General features: G+C 52.6%; 16 protein-coding genes. 10 read left to right on the top strand and 6 right to left on the bottom strand.

The features are described from left to right. Positions 1 to 331: 331 nt before the first annotated feature. Positions 332 to 814: an SsrA-binding protein SmpB gene (gene smpB, locus ACI2I2_RS15970; RefSeq protein WP_330985160.1), complete on the bottom strand. Its 483-nt coding sequence runs from the start codon at positions 812 to 814 to the stop codon at positions 332 to 334. A 147-nt stretch (positions 815 to 961) separates the two neighbouring features. Here smpB and ACI2I2_RS15965 point away from each other — a divergent pair, with 147 nt between their 5' ends. After that, complete coding sequence (locus ACI2I2_RS15965) at positions 962 to 1,399, top strand: type II toxin-antitoxin system RatA family toxin (RefSeq protein ID WP_404658770.1); 438 nt, start codon at positions 962 to 964, stop codon at positions 1,397 to 1,399. Between the two features lies 1 nt (position 1,400). After that, positions 1,401 to 1,676, top strand: coding sequence for an RnfH family protein (locus ACI2I2_RS15960; protein WP_404658828.1), 276 nt, complete (start codon positions 1,401 to 1,403; stop codon positions 1,674 to 1,676). A gap of 234 nt (positions 1,677 to 1,910) precedes the next feature. On the opposite strand, the gene bamE is transcribed toward ACI2I2_RS15960, so the two are convergent. The 3 genes from bamE to nadK form a co-directional block, all read right to left on the bottom strand. Next, positions 1,911 to 2,255, bottom strand: coding sequence for an outer membrane protein assembly factor BamE (bamE, locus tag ACI2I2_RS15955; RefSeq protein WP_404658769.1), 345 nt, complete (start codon positions 2,253 to 2,255; stop codon positions 1,911 to 1,913). A gap of 275 nt (positions 2,256 to 2,530) precedes the next feature. Beyond that, positions 2,531 to 4,192 (bottom strand): DNA repair protein RecN, encoded by a 1,662-nt coding sequence (gene recN / locus ACI2I2_RS15950; RefSeq protein WP_404658768.1) that lies wholly within the window; start codon positions 4,190 to 4,192, stop codon positions 2,531 to 2,533. Positions 4,193 to 4,277: 85 nt separating this feature from the next. Continuing rightward, positions 4,278 to 5,156: an NAD(+) kinase gene (gene nadK / locus ACI2I2_RS15945; protein WP_404658767.1), complete on the bottom strand. Its 879-nt coding sequence runs from the start codon at positions 5,154 to 5,156 to the stop codon at positions 4,278 to 4,280. 122 nt (positions 5,157 to 5,278) lie between these two features. On the opposite strand from nadK, the gene grpE reads away from it, so the two are divergent. After that, positions 5,279 to 5,872: a nucleotide exchange factor GrpE gene (gene grpE / locus ACI2I2_RS15940; RefSeq protein ID WP_404658766.1), complete on the top strand. Its 594-nt coding sequence runs from the start codon at positions 5,279 to 5,281 to the stop codon at positions 5,870 to 5,872. 42 nt (positions 5,873 to 5,914) lie between these two features. Here the strand turns inward: grpE and ACI2I2_RS15935 are convergent, their stop codons facing one another. Together ACI2I2_RS15935 and ACI2I2_RS15930 are read right to left on the bottom strand one after the other, a co-directional pair. Further along, positions 5,915 to 7,201, bottom strand: coding sequence for an HlyC/CorC family transporter (locus ACI2I2_RS15935; RefSeq protein WP_404658765.1), 1,287 nt, complete (start codon positions 7,199 to 7,201; stop codon positions 5,915 to 5,917). A gap of 18 nt (positions 7,202 to 7,219) precedes the next feature. Next, complete coding sequence (locus ACI2I2_RS15930) at positions 7,220 to 8,011, bottom strand: inner membrane protein YpjD (protein WP_404658827.1); 792 nt, start codon at positions 8,009 to 8,011, stop codon at positions 7,220 to 7,222. 164 nt (positions 8,012 to 8,175) lie between these two features. On the opposite strand from ACI2I2_RS15930, the gene ffh reads away from it, so the two are divergent. From ffh to ACI2I2_RS15895, 7 genes are all read left to right on the top strand, one after another. Further along, positions 8,176 to 9,537, top strand: coding sequence for a signal recognition particle protein (gene ffh / locus ACI2I2_RS15925; RefSeq protein WP_330985169.1), 1,362 nt, complete (start codon positions 8,176 to 8,178; stop codon positions 9,535 to 9,537). Positions 9,538 to 9,799: 262 nt separating this feature from the next. After that, complete coding sequence (rpsP, locus tag ACI2I2_RS15920) at positions 9,800 to 10,048, top strand: 30S ribosomal protein S16 (protein ID WP_022649067.1); 249 nt, start codon at positions 9,800 to 9,802, stop codon at positions 10,046 to 10,048. An 18-nt stretch (positions 10,049 to 10,066) separates the two neighbouring features. Beyond that, positions 10,067 to 10,615, top strand: coding sequence for a ribosome maturation factor RimM (gene rimM / locus ACI2I2_RS15915; protein WP_330985170.1), 549 nt, complete (start codon positions 10,067 to 10,069; stop codon positions 10,613 to 10,615). Between the two features lie 45 nt (positions 10,616 to 10,660). Then, the gene (gene trmD, locus ACI2I2_RS15910) at positions 10,661 to 11,428 is read left to right on the top strand and encodes a tRNA (guanosine(37)-N1)-methyltransferase TrmD (protein ID WP_330985171.1); all 768 of its coding nucleotides are present in this window, start codon (positions 10,661 to 10,663) and stop codon (positions 11,426 to 11,428) included. 40 nt (positions 11,429 to 11,468) lie between these two features. Next, a complete protein-coding gene (rplS, locus tag ACI2I2_RS15905) occupies positions 11,469 to 11,816 on the top strand; it encodes a 50S ribosomal protein L19 (RefSeq protein ID WP_006178051.1) in 348 nt (115 codons plus the stop codon). 130 nt (positions 11,817 to 11,946) lie between these two features. Further along, positions 11,947 to 12,354, top strand: coding sequence for a DUF2946 domain-containing protein (locus ACI2I2_RS15900; protein ID WP_404658764.1), 408 nt, complete (start codon positions 11,947 to 11,949; stop codon positions 12,352 to 12,354). A 57-nt stretch (positions 12,355 to 12,411) separates the two neighbouring features. After that, positions 12,412 to 13,779 carry a PepSY-associated TM helix domain-containing protein gene (locus ACI2I2_RS15895; protein WP_404658763.1) on the top strand — a complete coding sequence of 456 codons (1,368 nt, stop codon included), beginning with the start codon at positions 12,412 to 12,414 and terminating at the stop codon, positions 13,777 to 13,779.

The raw sequence follows: 13,779 nt of genomic DNA, 5'->3' as shown, positions 1-13,779 counted from the left end.
AGACAATGCCATAATGAGAATGATTACCATGGCTAATGATTTGCACGGCCGATAACTGTGATGAATATCGTATTTTCCTTTTGGTACTGGCTGTTTTTATGCGATCACGGTCGTGATGAAATAGCGGTAATAAATAACTCATAATAAGTAGAGTTGCTGATTACATGATATATTCTGGAATAAATAAAAAATGTCGGCCAAACTATTTAATTTGCGGCTGTTAATAACGGGGTGTCATTATTATTGACGGAGAGTGTGAGAGATAAATGAAGGGAGAATGTGCTCCGACAGCGCCATTCTTCGCTGCCGGAACAGAAAGCACTTGTCGGGCTTAGCGGCCTGCGTGCTTCATGATACGAGCTTTGTCGCGTGCCCATTCCTGATCTTTGAGATCAGTTCGCTTGTCGTGCTGTTTCTTACCTTTCGCCACACCAATCTTCACTTTGCACCAGGCATTTTTCCAGTACAGCGAAAGGGCAACCACGGTGTAACCTTCACGGTTAATGCGGCCATACAGGGCGTCGAGTTCACGCTGATTCAGTAGCAGCTTGCGGGTACGTGTTGGATCGCAGACGTAGTGCGTGGAAGCCACCGCCATCGGGGTAAAGTTGGCGCCAAACAAATACGCTTCGCCATCTCTGAGGATCACATAGCTGTCACCGATGTTGGCTTTGCCAGCGCGCAGAGATTTTACTTCCCATCCTTGCAGGGCAAGACCAGCTTCGTATTCGTCTTCGATAAAGTATTCGTGACGGGCGCGTTTATTCAGCGCGATGGTGGCTGATCCAGGTTTGTGGGCTTTTTTCTTAGTCATAGTGTCCTGAAGTCATCTTTATCTGTACCTTGCCTCAATCCTCCCGCGAGGCGCAATGGCCTATCTTAGCACGAGTTGTGGCACAGCGTTTTTTTTAACAGGGGATAAATGATATTATTTGTGCCAGAACAGAGAGTGGAAATTGCTATGCCTCAGATTAGTCGTACTGCGCTGGTGCCCTACAGTGCGGAACAGATGTACCAACTTGTGAACGATGTGGATGCGTATCCTGCTTTTCTTCCGGGTTGCACTGGCAGCCGGGTGCTGGAAGCCGGGCCGACACAAATGACCGCCGCGGTGGATGTGTCAAAAGCGGGGATCAGCAAAACGTTCACCACCCGGAATACCCTGACCAGCAATCAAAGTATTTTGATGCACCTGGTCGATGGCCCGTTCAAAAAACTGATTGGCGGCTGGAAGTTCACCCCGCTGAGCAGCGATGCCTGCAAAATTGAATTTCACCTCGATTTTGAATTCACCAATAAGCTGATTGAGATGGCGTTTGGTCGCATCTTTAAAGAGCTGGCATCGAACATGGTGCAGGCCTTCACTATCCGCGCGAAAGAGGTCTACAGTGTCGGCTAAGATGGCGGTAGAAGTGATTTATGCGCTGCCGGAAAAGCAGTATCTGCAAAAAGTGATGCTGGAAGAGGGCGCGACCGTAGAGCAAGCGATCTTTGCCAGCGGCTTGCTGAAGCTGCGCACCGATATCGATCTCAGTAGCAATAAAGTCGGCATCTGGAGCCGTGCGATAAAACTGCAGGACGAGGTTCATGATGGTGATCGCGTGGAAATCTATCGACCGCTGATTGCCGATCCAAAAGCATTACGTCGCCAGAGAGCAGAAAAAGCAGGGAAGTAATCGACACCGGGCCACATGCGTCTGCCATTCACAGGTCAGGTAAGCGTAACGCCATCTGACAGCAATCCAGCCCCGCCCGGCGGCACTTCGTTTGCGCGGGCCTACAAAGACGATTTCTGTGGAGCGAAATTGTTTGTAGGTCAGGTAAGCGCAGCGCCACCTGACAGAAGACGATGGAGTCTGTTCTGGACAATAAAAAAGCGCTCAGTGAGCGCTTTTTTTACGACTGTTGGCTTAGTTGTTGCCGGTCAGAGCTGGCTTGTTGTCGATATTGGTCAACACGCCGCTGCTATTAAAGGTGAGCGTCAGCGTCTGCTGGGTCACTTTCTCGTGGCCAGGCTGCTGGCGGAACACGTAGAACCAGGTATTGGTCCCGAATGGATCGGACATCATTGGCGTACCCAGAGCATAGGCAACCTGCTGCTGTGTCATGCCGACACGAATCTTGGCAACGTCGTTAGGGGCCAGGTAGTTACCCTGGTTGATGTCAGGACGGTAAACCACTCGCTCCAGAGTGGAACAGCCTGCGGTCAACATCAGAAGAACCGCTGCGGCAGCAGTCAGCATTTTACAGCGCATAGTGATTTCATTCCTTTTCGGGCCCGAGCAGTTCACGGCTCAATTGTAATTTGACGATGATAATAGACCTTGTCGCACATTAAAACCTTTCTGCCCATCATCTTTCAAGCTGCAGATGCGTTGGCTGCACCTGCTCACCCCAGTCACTTACTTAAGTAAGCTCCTGGGGACTCCCAGGTTTGCCGCCTTTCTGCAACTCGAAATCTAATAGGCAGAGCGTCTGGTCTGTAGGCGTTTTTTTGTTGTGAACTGAGACTCTCAGATTGCGAAAAAGTTTATGCCGCCAGTAACTCTTTGGCGTTTGCCAGCGTGTTGCGAGTGACTTCGCTACCGCCGAGCAGGCGCGCCAGTTCTTGCAAGCGAGCGCGTTTATCCAGCGGTTGCATATGGGTTTCCGTCATTTCGCCGTCGGTTTCTTTGCTGACATAGAAATGATGATGGCCACAGCCCGCCACTTGCGGCAGATGCGTGACACACATGACCTGAGTCGAATCGCCCAATTGGCGCAGTAATTTACCCACCACCGCAGCGGTGGGCCCACTGATGCCCACGTCGACTTCATCAAAAATCAGCGCCGGGGTTTCCATTTTCTGTGCTGTGATCACCTGAATGGCCAGTGCGATACGTGACAATTCACCGCCGGAAGCCACCTTGGCAATGGGCTGCAACGGCTGACCAAGGTTAGTGGTCACGCGGAACTCAATGCGATCGGCCCCTTCGGCTGTGAGGTGGTTCTCCTCGAATTTCACCTCAATGGTGAACTTGCCGTGTGGCATGGAAAGCTGATGCATGCTTTCCGTGATAAGCCCGGCCAGCTCAGCGGCGCTCGCCATGCGTACGGTATGCAGTTGTTGCGCGGTTTCCAGTGCCTGCTGGTGATGTTTACTCACCGCAAGGCTCAGCGTTTCCAGTGAATCAGCCTGATCGTCAAGTTGCTGCTGTTCATCCAGCAGAGATTGATGGAACGCGGGCAATTCTTCAGGGCTAACGTGGTGCTTACGCGCCAGCGCTATCTGACGCGAGATACGTTGTTCAAGTTCGAACAGGCGGTTCGGGTCGAGATCTAATCTGTCGCAATAGTGGCGGAGCTCGTCGCTGGCTTCACTGAGCTGAATAGCGGCTTCTTCCAGCATCTCCAGAACACCTGAAAGTTTGCTGTCCATGCTTATCAATTCGGTCACCATTTGGCGAGCGCTGTAGAGCTGGCTTTGCAGGTTGGCATCTTCGCCATCAGCCAGCAGATTCAGTGCTTGCTGGCTGGTGCTCAGCAACTGCCCGCTGTTTGCCAGACGCTTATACTCTTCATCTATCTGTTCAAATTCACCTGCCTGAGGCTGGAATTCATTCAGTTCTTTAAGCTGGTATTGCAGAAGCTCGGCACGCGCGGCACGTTCGTGGCTCTGTTGCTGATGTTGTGCCAGATCGCGGCAGCTTTGATGCCATTGACGGTAATGTTCGGCCATGCGCTGAGTGAGCACGTACTCACCGGTATAGCCATCAAGCAGGGTTTTTTGCTGCTCAGGTTTGACAAGCTGCTGGTGGGCATGCTGGCCATGGATTTGGATCAGCAGTTGACCCAGCTCGCGCAATTGCGATAACGGCACGGCAGTGCCGTTGATAAAGCCACGGGAACGGCCATCGCTGCTGATCACCCGGCGGAGTAAACACTCACGTCCGTCTTCAAGCTGATTGGCTTCCAGCCAGCGCAGTGCGGCAGGGGTGTCTTTCAGGGCGAAGCGGGCGCAGAGATCGGCCCGGTTAGCACCAGCCCGAACCATATCGCCTTCCGCGCGGCCACCCAGGCACAACCCGAGGGCATCTATCGCAATAGATTTACCGGCCCCGGTTTCCCCGGTGATGGCCGTCATACCGCCATGAAAATCGATTTCAAGTTCGCGTACGATTGCAAAATTGCTGATGGTAAGTTGTGCCAACATAGCCGTCTTCCTGTATGAAAAACCATAACTGTAATTTCATACAGTATAGACTGGTTTTTTATACAGTAAAGAGGCGAGTCCGAAATCAGAACAATTTTTTTGACCAGCCGAGTTTTGAGCTCAAGGTGTTGAAATAGTTGTAGTCTTTAGGATGGATTAAGTTGAGGTGGTAGTCGCAGCGACGAATCAGCACATCTTCGCCTTCCTGAATAGGCAGGGCAATTTGGCTGTCACAGCTGATTTCCAGGTCATTACGTGGATGAGCAAAGCGCAAACGGATGGTACTGCTGCTGTTGATCACCAACGGGCGTGCCGTGAGGGTGTGCGGGAACATGGGCACCAGCGTTATCGCGTCTAAAGAGGGCGTCAAAATCGGGCCACCCGCAGAAAGTGAATAGGCGGTGGAGCCTGTCGGCGTGGAGATAATCAAACCGTCTGATCGCTGAGAGAACGCAAAGACTTCATCGATATACACTTCGAATTCAATCATGTGCGCCACTTTACCGGGATGCAGCACCACTTCGTTGATGGCGGTGCTGATGCGCTTCTGGCAGTCATGCTGGCAGACCTGGGCTTCAAGCAGAAAGCGCTGCTCGGTGATATAGTGGCCTTCGAGGACATCGGCTAACTGCTGCTGCGCGTTGTCTGGGTCGAGATCGGTCAGGAAGCCAAGATTGCCACGGTTAATGCCGATGACTTTAATGTCATAGCGCGCCAGCGTTCGTGCGGCGCCTAGCATGTTGCCGTCACCGCCAACAACGACCGCCAGGTCGGCCTGCTGGCCAATTTCCGCCAGTGTTCCGGTGGCGACATTTTTCAGCTGCAGTTCGCGGGCAATTTGTTGCTCGACAATGACATCGTAGCCTTTGGTACACAGCCAGCGATACAGCATTTCATGTGTGGTGAGCGCGGTAGGATGGCGGGGATGACCGACAATACCGATACACTTGAAATGATTGTTCATTTTCTGGAGGTCCTTGTGCCGAATGAATGATGACAATGTGCCTGCTTCCCTTGAATCCCGCAGCGCGATCCCCATAATAAGCGAAGTCAGCGAGATGAATACCAAAAAACGCGGAGAAATTCATGAGTAGTAAAGAACAGAAAACGCCTGAGGGGCAAGCCCCGGAAGAAATTATCAAGGACCAGCATGATGAAGTTGAGGCTGTAGAGTCTGATGCTTCTGCTGAGCAGGTGGATCCGCGCGATGAGAAAATTGCGAATCTGGAAGCTCAGTTAGAGGAAGCGCAGACGCGTGAGCGCGATGGCGTGCTGCGTGTGAAAGCCGAGATGGAAAACCTGCGTCGTCGTACCGAACAGGACGTTGAGAAGGCGCACAAGTTTGCCCTTGAGAAGTTCGTCAATGACCTGCTGCCGGTTATCGATAGCCTCGACCGCGCGCTGGAAGTGGCTGATAAAGCCAATCCAGAGATGGCGCCAATGGTGGAAGGTATCGAACTGACGCTGAAATCCATGCTCGACGTGGTGCGTAAGTACGGTGTGGAAGTGGTCGGCGACATTAACGTGCCAATGGATCCGAACGTTCACCAGGCGATTGCGATGGTTGAATCGGAAGAGGTTGCGGCAGGTAACGTGCTGATGGTGATGCAGAAGGGTTATACCCTGAACGGGCGTACCATTCGTGCGGCGATGGTTTCCGTCGCGAAAGCGAAGGCATAAGCCTCGTCATTTCCTCTCCCCGCCCGGGGAGAGGAACGCCGTTTATTCAGAAGCACTTTCCCGAATTGATTTCACCGGCACCACTTTCACCTGCTTAATCATGTTGTCCTGAACGTCGAGAATATCGATATCGAACTGGTTGATGCGCACGCGTGTGCCAATGGCCGGGATTTCTTCCAGTGCTTCCAGAATCACGCCATTGATGGTGCGGGCTTCATCTTCCGGGAAATGCCAGTTGAAGGCTTTGTTCAGCTCACGCACGTTTGCGGTACCGTCGATAATGACTGAGCCGTCGTTTTGCGGTGTGACTTCTTCCGCCAGTGAAGGTGACATCGAGGTGGTGAAATCACCGACTATCTCTTCCAGAATATCTTCAACGGTAACCAGGCCCTGGATATCGCCGTATTCATCGACCACCAGACCCGCTTTCTTTTTATTGCGCTGGAATTTGACCAGTTGGGTGCTGAGTGGCGTGCCTTCAGGCACGTAATAGATTTCATCCGCGGCGCGCAGCAGGATCTCTTTAGTAAACTCTTTTTTCTCGGTCATCAGGCGGTAAGCTTCGCGCACGCGCAGCATGCTGATGGCGTCATCGAGTGAATCTCTGTAGAGCACAATACGCCCGTGCGGCGAGTGGGTGAGCTGACGAACGATGGACTTCCAGTCGTCGTTGATGTCGATGCCGACGATTTCGTTGCGCGGCACCATGATGTCGTCAACGCTGACTTTTTCCAGATCCAGCACTGACAGCAGCATATCCTGATTACGGCGAGAGATTTGCGAGCGTGACTCGTTCACAATCGTGCGCAACTCTTCTTTACTGAGCGCTGCGCTGATCGACGTTTCGGTTTTGATGCCCATCATTCGCATTAGGATGCGGGTGATGGTGTTGAGGAACCACACCAGTGGCATCATCAGCACTTGCAAAGGCGCTAACAGAAAGCTGCTGGGATAAGCCACTTTTTCCGGATACAGCGCGGCGATAGTTTTCGGCAGGACTTCGGCGAACACCAGCACCACAAACGTTAATACGCCGGTTGCGATAGCCACACCGGCATCGCCGTACAGACGCATCCCGACAATCGTGCCCAGCGCAGACGCCAGAATATTGACGAGGTTATTGCCAATCAGCACGAGGCTAATCAGGCGGTCTGGCTTACGCAGCAGTTTTTCGACACGTTTGGCCGCGCTGTTGCCCTGTTTTGCCATATGACGCAGCTTGTAGCGGTTGAGCGTCATCATCCCGGTTTCTGAACCAGAGAAGTAAGCAGAAATAAAAACCATGACGACAAGCGTGATGATGAGCGTCGTGGTTGAGATATGTTCCAACGGAGATTCCTTTAAGTCTTAGCTGACAAACTGCTGCAGAACGCGGCTGCCAAAATAGGCCAGCGTTAACAATCCTGCACCCGCGACGTTAAACCACACCACGCGGCGCCCTCGCCAGCCTTCATGATAATGACCCCATAACAACACGATATAGACAAACCACGCGATGATGGAAAGGACCGCTTTGTCGATATTTTCCACACTGAACAGATTGTGCAGATAAAACAAACCGGTACACAGGGTCAAAGTGAGCAGAACAACGCCGACCTGGGTGATGTGAAACATCTTGCGCTCAATGCTCATCAGCGGCGGCATTTCGCTGCTGAAGGCCAGCTTTTTGTTCTTAAGTTGATAGTCAATCCATGCCAGTTGCAGGGCATACAAGGCTGCAATGATTAATGTCGCGTAGGCAAACAGCGACAGGCCAATATGCACCATCATGCCTGGAGTCGCTTCCAGATGTGTGATGAACTCGTTGGGCATAAACGTCGCGAAGGCGAGGTTAATCAACGCAAATGTGTAGACGATAGGCAGAAGCAGCCAGCCGCGATTGCGGGATGCCACAATGGTCATCACCGTACAAATCATCAGGCTGACCAGCGAACCGACGTTCAACAGGCTGAGGTTTTGTCCGTTCTCACCGCCCGGCAAAATTCTCGCTTCCAGCGCAAAGGCGTGACACACCAGCGCAATCACCGCAGAAAGTATAGCCATGCGCCGCCAGCCACTGTTTTTTTGCAGCAGGGCAGGGATGATCAGCGCGAGGCTGATGGAGTAGGCGACGAGCGCGAGCAGTGCAAAAACAGGCATATAGATGTTGTTGTCGGCATGGTTGAAAGAGAAGCAGTATAGCGTCACGCGACGCATGCTCCAACCGTTGCATCACAACTCGGGCGGTGTCGTGTTATACTCCGGCAAAATTCTGTGACTGTGTCGCTGTGGCGACCGAACGTTTCCACCTCAGGCGAGAGACAATGTTTGATAATTTAACCGATCGTTTGTCGCGTACGCTGCGCAACATCAGCGGCCGCGGACGCCTTACCGAAGACAATATTAAAGACACGCTGCGCGAAGTGCGCATGGCGCTGCTTGAAGCCGACGTGGCGCTGCCAGTCGTGCGTGAATTCATCAACCGCGTGAAAGAGCGCGCGGTGGGTCATGAAGTGAACAAGAGCCTGACCCCGGGTCAGGAGTTCGTCAAAATCGTTCGTAACGAACTGGTTTCGGCGATGGGCGAAGAGAACCAGGTGCTCAACCTCGCCGCTCAGCCGCCAGCCGTGGTGCTGATGGCGGGCCTGCAAGGTGCCGGTAAAACGACCAGCGTAGGTAAACTGGGTAAGTTCCTGCGTGAAAAGCACAAGAAGAAAGTGCTGGTTGTCTCTGCGGACGTTTACCGTCCAGCGGCAATCAAACAGCTGGAAACCCTGGCTGAGCAGGTTGGCGTGGACTTCTTCCCGTCAGACGTTGCGCAGAAGCCAGTGGATATCGTTAACGCGGCGCTGAAAGAAGCGAAGCTGAAGTTCTACGACGTACTGCTGGTGGATACCGCCGGTCGTTTGCACGTCGATGAAGCGATGATGGACGAAATCAAGCAAGTCCATGCGTCCATCAATCCAGTTGAAACCCTGTTTGTCGTCGATGCGATGACCGGCCAGGATGCCGCGAATACTGCAAAAGCCTTTAACGAAGCGCTGCCGCTGACGGGTGTTGTACTGACCAAAGTGGACGGTGACGCCCGCGGCGGTGCGGCGCTGTCGATTCGCCACATCACCGGTAAGCCGATTAAATTCCTCGGCGTCGGCGAGAAAACCGAAGCGCTGGAGCCGTTCCACCCGGACCGTATTGCCTCCCGTATCCTCGGCATGGGTGACGTCCTTTCGCTTATCGAAGATATCGAAAGCAAAGTTGACCGCGCACAGGCTGAGAAGCTGGCGAATAAACTCAAGAAAGGCGATGGTTTCGACCTGACAGACTTCCTTGAGCAGCTGCGTCAGATGAAAAACATGGGCGGAATGGCGAGCCTGATGGGCAAGCTGCCTGGCATGGGCCAGATTCCGGACAACGTTAAAGCGCAGATGGACGACAAAGTGCTGGTGCGTATGGAGGCGATTATCAACTCCATGACCCTGAAAGAACGCGCCAACCCGGACATCATCAAAGGTTCCCGAAAACGCCGTATCGCCGCAGGCTGTGGCATGCAGGTGCAGGACGTTAACCGCCTTCTGAAACAGTTCGACGACATGCAGCGCATGATGAAGAAAATGAAGAAGGGCGGCATGGCGAAGATGATGCGCGGTATGAAAGGCATGATGCCGCCGGGCTTTCCGGGGCGTTAATTCGCTTTAGCGATTTATGTGGCTGACAAAGAAGGAAAAAACGTGGTTTTTCCTTCTTTGTGGTAAGCGGCCGAAAATCAATGAATTGATTTTCCTTATTTTTATTTTGGTGGCATCTGTTCTTTTCTTAGCAGAAATGAGCTTTGCCGTCAGTCTAAGATTGCTTTTTGCGCCGAAATGAGTAAAATTTTCGGGCTTTTAATATGACACCGGGCTCCGTCCCTCGATGGGGCCCGGTGTTTTATTCACACAAGAGGATGTTATGGTAACTATTCGTTTAGCACGTCACGGCGCAAAAAAGCGTCCGTTCTACCAGGTTGTCGTTACTGATAGCCGTAATGCACGCAACGGTCGCTTCATCGAGCGCGTTGGTTTCTTCAACCCACTGGCTAGCGGTGCAGAAGAAGAAACTCGTCTGGATCTGGATCGTATCGCTCACTGGGTTGGCCAGGGCGCTACTGTTTCCGATCGCGTTGCTACGCTTATCAAAGCAGCAAACAAAGCAGCTTAATCTGTCACGGTGGTCATGATGAGCAAGCAACTCACCGCGAAAGCCCCAGCCGATCCTATCGTGGTTGGTAAAATGGGTTCTTCCTACGGTATTCGTGGTTGGCTCAGAGTGTTTTCCTCCACCGAAGACGCCGAAAGCATTTTTGACTATCAGCCCTGGTTAATCCAGAAGGCGGGTCAGTGGCAAGAAGTCGAGCTGGAAAGCTGGCGTCACCACAATCAGGATCTGATCATCAAGCTGAAAGGCATTGAAGATCGGGATGCCGCGAATCTGCTGACCAATTGTGAAATTGTCGTGGATTCCTCGCAGTTGCCGGCGCTGGATGATGGCACGTATTACTGGAAAGACCTTATGGGCTGCCAGGTCGTGACCACTGAAGGCTATGATCTCGGTAAAGTCATCGACATGATGGAAACCGGGTCAAATGACGTTCTCGTCATCAAAGCAAACCTGAAAGATGCGTTTGGTATCAAGGAGCGGTTGGTTCCGTTCCTCGATGGGCAGGTTATCAAGAAAGTCGATCTCACTACTCAAACCATTGAAGTAGATTGGGATCCTGGTTTTTAAGACCTCCGGATTACCGGTAAAAGACGACATGATGGGGAAAGGCTTGTGTTTATTGGTGTAGTTAGCCTGTTTCCAGAAATGTTTCGCGCGATTACCGACTACGGGGTAACTGGCCGGGCAGTAAAAAATGGCCTGCTGAACATCCAGAGCTGGAGTCCTCGTGATTTCGCTCATGACCGGCACCGTACCGTGGACGATCGTCCTTACGGCGGCGGACCGGGGATGTTAATGATGGTGCAACCCTTACGGGATGCCATTCATGCAGCAAAAGCCGCGGCAGGTGAAGGCGCAAAGGTGATTTATCTTTCACCTCAGGGACGCAAGCTTGATCAAGCAGGCGTCAGTGAACTGGCAACGAGTCAAAAATTGATTCTGGTGTGCGGTCGCTATGAAGGGATAGATGAGCGCGTGATTCAAACCGAGATTGACGAAGAATGGTCTATCGGCGATTACGTTCTCAGCGGTGGTGAGTTACCAGCAATGACGCTGATTGACTCCGTCTCCCGGTTCATTCCGGGTGTTCTGGGCCATGAAGCTTCAGCAACGGAAGATTCCTTTGCTGATGGATTGCTGGACTGTCCACACTACACCCGCCCTGAAGTGTTAGAAGGGATGGATGTCCCGGCAGTGTTACTGTCAGGCAACCATGCTGAGATACGTCGCTGGCGTCTGAAGCAGTCGCTGGGCCGGACCTGGCTTAGAAGACCTGAACTTCTGGAAAACCTGGCTCTGACTGAAGAGCAAGCAAGGTTGCTGGCGGAGTTCCAACGGGAACACGCACAACAGCAACATAAACATGATGGTGAGGCGTAAGCCCCCAATTATCAGTTTACCCAGGATAAGAGATTAAATTATGAGCAACATTATTAAGCAAATTGAACAAGAGCAGATGAAGCAGGACGTACCTTCCTTCCGTCCGGGTGATACCGTGGAAGTGAAAGTATGGGTTGTTGAAGGTTCCAAAAAACGTCTGCAGGCATTCGAGGGCGTGGTTATCGCTATTCGTAACCGCGGTCTGCACTCTGCATTCACTGTTCGTAAAATTTCCAACGGCGAAGGTGTTGAGCGTGTCTTCCAGACTCACTCTCCAGTAGTTGACAGCATTGCTGTTAAACGTCGTGGTGCCGTTCGTAAAGCTAAACTGTACTACCTGCGTGAGCGTACTGGTAAGTCTGCTCGTATCAAAGAGCGTCTTAACTAAGATCTCGCTAACGCGACATCCAGATAAAAAGGGCTGGCCGAAAGGCTGGCCCTTTTTTCATGTCTGTGAGGGTGAATGTTAACGTCTGTGCCATAAATCATTTACAATGCCTCCGCTTTTTGGGGGGAAGATGGCCGGAAACAGATTTCATCGCAGTCACAGCAAACGTCTCGCGGCCTGGTTCGCGCTGTTTGCTATTGCGCTGATTATTGTGGCCCCGCTGATTTCCGTCTCCCTGCAAAAAGACCCGATGAGCGCGATGCCGGGCATGATGCACCACGATATGCCGATGATGGGTGAGCATCACGATGGCCATAAGCCTGTTCTGATGCCTGTCGATCATGCTGAAGCGTGCGGCTACTGCGTGTTACTGGCTCATGTTCCTGGCCTGATCCTCGCCCTGATTCTGCTGATAAGTGCGCTGCTGCTGCGCTTACGTGAGCGTCCTCCACGGCCTGCGATTCAGGCGTGGCATTTCTTCCCCTGGCTCTTCCCTCAAACCCGCGCGCCGCCGGGCTGGTCTGCTTTTATCGGCTAACAACACAACAATGGGCGTTTAAGCGCCATATCCCTGTTTGCTTTTAAAAGGAAAAGTATGACCACCTGCACTCCACGCGCGGCCTGGATCAACCTGCTGCGCCGTCTTCATTTTGCTGTAGGTCTGTTCGTCGGGCCGTTTATTTTTGTTGCTGCGTTCACCGGCACGCTCTATGTGGCTACGCCACAACTGGAAAGCTGGGTTTATCTGGATGCGTTAACCGCTCAATTGAGTAATGATCGCCATTCTCTGGCCGAGCAAATCTCCGTTGCGGAGCAAGCTGTCGGTAAGCATTTGCCGCTGTTTGCTGTCCGTCCGGCTCTCACACCGGGTGAAACGACTCGCGTGATGTTTAATGACAGCTCATTGGGGGAATCAGAGAGCCGGGCCATTTTTATCGACCCGGCTACGCTTGCGGTGAAAGGCGATATGACTGTCTATGGCACAAGCGGTATTTTGCCGTTACGCCAGTGGATTGACTACGCGCATCGCTCCTTATTACTGGGCGATGTCGGCAGGCTTTACAGCGAGCTGGCTGCGTCATGGATGTGGTTCGCCGCCTGTGGCGGAATTGCGCTGTGGTTTTTCACTCGTCCGAAACGGCGCATCAACAACCGTGTACAGAACACCCGCCGTCTGCATGTTTCGCTGGGCTGGCTGTTACTCGTTGGGATGCTGTTGTTCTCTGCTACAGGGCTGACCTGGTCGCAGTGGGCTGGCGGGAACGTCGATAAGCTGCGCGCAACCTTTGGCTGGTTAACACCGCAGGTCAACACCCAGCTTAGCGGGCAGGCGATGATGCAGGACCCCCATGCTGAGCATCACTCAGGTATGACGATGAGCATGCCAATGGCGATGCAGTTGGATCTGGCGCAGTTTGATGATGTGTTGCATCTTGCTCAGCAATCCGGCATTGACGCTCGTAAGCTTGAGATCCGCCCGCCGAAAAGTGCGGATAAAGCGTGGACGGTGACAGAGATAGATCGGGGCTGGCCGACACAGGTGGATGCCGTGGCAATCGACGCGGATAACATGCAGGTTGTGGATCGCACGCGCTTTGACGAATTCCCGTTAATGGCAAAGCTTACGCGCTGGGGCGTAGATTTCCATATGGGGCTGTTATTCGGTGTGATTAACCAGATCGTACTGATCGCTTTTGGTTCTGCGTTATGTGTGATGATCGTGATGGGATACAGACTATGGTGGATTCGTCGTCCGTCACCGTCGAAATACAATCCACTCATGACGCTCACTCAGAGCTGGTGTGATTTGCCGCGAACTGGGCGCTGTGTTGCAGGCGTTATTGCGTTATTGCTGGCATTCTCGATGCCGGTGTTGGGTGTGAGTCTTGTGCTGTTTATCGCAATCGATATTCTGCGCTGGCGCCTGGCCAGCACAGTTCACGAGGTTCAGCCGGTAGAATAG

It is taken from the genome of Scandinavium sp. NPDC088450, assembly GCF_044900545.1.
Taxonomy (GTDB): Bacteria; Pseudomonadota; Gammaproteobacteria; order Enterobacterales; family Enterobacteriaceae; genus Scandinavium.
The sequence above is the reverse complement of the archived record's forward strand: the minus strand, read 5'-3'. Positions and strand labels throughout refer to the sequence as shown.

Bases quoted from the DNA above. Each gene is read 5' to 3' on its own strand.
- smpB (WP_330985160.1), bottom strand. From the start codon at position 814: ATGACTAAGAAAAAAGCCCACAAACCTGGATCAGCCACCATCGCGCTG.
- ACI2I2_RS15965 (WP_404658770.1), top strand. From the start codon at position 962: ATGCCTCAGATTAGTCGTACTGCGCTGGTGCCCTACAGTGCGGAACAG.
- ACI2I2_RS15960 (WP_404658828.1), top strand. From the start codon at position 1,401: ATGGCGGTAGAAGTGATTTATGCGCTGCCGGAAAAGCAGTATCTGCAA.
- bamE (WP_404658769.1), bottom strand. From the start codon at position 2,255: ATGCGCTGTAAAATGCTGACTGCTGCCGCAGCGGTTCTTCTGATGTTG.
- recN (WP_404658768.1), bottom strand. From the start codon at position 4,192: ATGTTGGCACAACTTACCATCAGCAATTTTGCAATCGTACGCGAACTT.
- nadK (WP_404658767.1), bottom strand. From the start codon at position 5,156: ATGAACAATCATTTCAAGTGTATCGGTATTGTCGGTCATCCCCGCCAT.
- grpE (WP_404658766.1), top strand. From the start codon at position 5,279: ATGAGTAGTAAAGAACAGAAAACGCCTGAGGGGCAAGCCCCGGAAGAA.
- ACI2I2_RS15930 (WP_404658827.1), bottom strand. From the start codon at position 8,011: ATGCCTGTTTTTGCACTGCTCGCGCTCGTCGCCTACTCCATCAGCCTC.
- ffh (WP_330985169.1), top strand. From the start codon at position 8,176: ATGTTTGATAATTTAACCGATCGTTTGTCGCGTACGCTGCGCAACATC.
- rpsP (WP_022649067.1), top strand. From the start codon at position 9,800: ATGGTAACTATTCGTTTAGCACGTCACGGCGCAAAAAAGCGTCCGTTC.
- rimM (WP_330985170.1), top strand. From the start codon at position 10,067: ATGAGCAAGCAACTCACCGCGAAAGCCCCAGCCGATCCTATCGTGGTT.
- rplS (WP_006178051.1), top strand. From the start codon at position 11,469: ATGAGCAACATTATTAAGCAAATTGAACAAGAGCAGATGAAGCAGGAC.
- ACI2I2_RS15900 (WP_404658764.1), top strand. From the start codon at position 11,947: ATGGCCGGAAACAGATTTCATCGCAGTCACAGCAAACGTCTCGCGGCC.
- ACI2I2_RS15895 (WP_404658763.1), top strand. From the start codon at position 12,412: ATGACCACCTGCACTCCACGCGCGGCCTGGATCAACCTGCTGCGCCGT.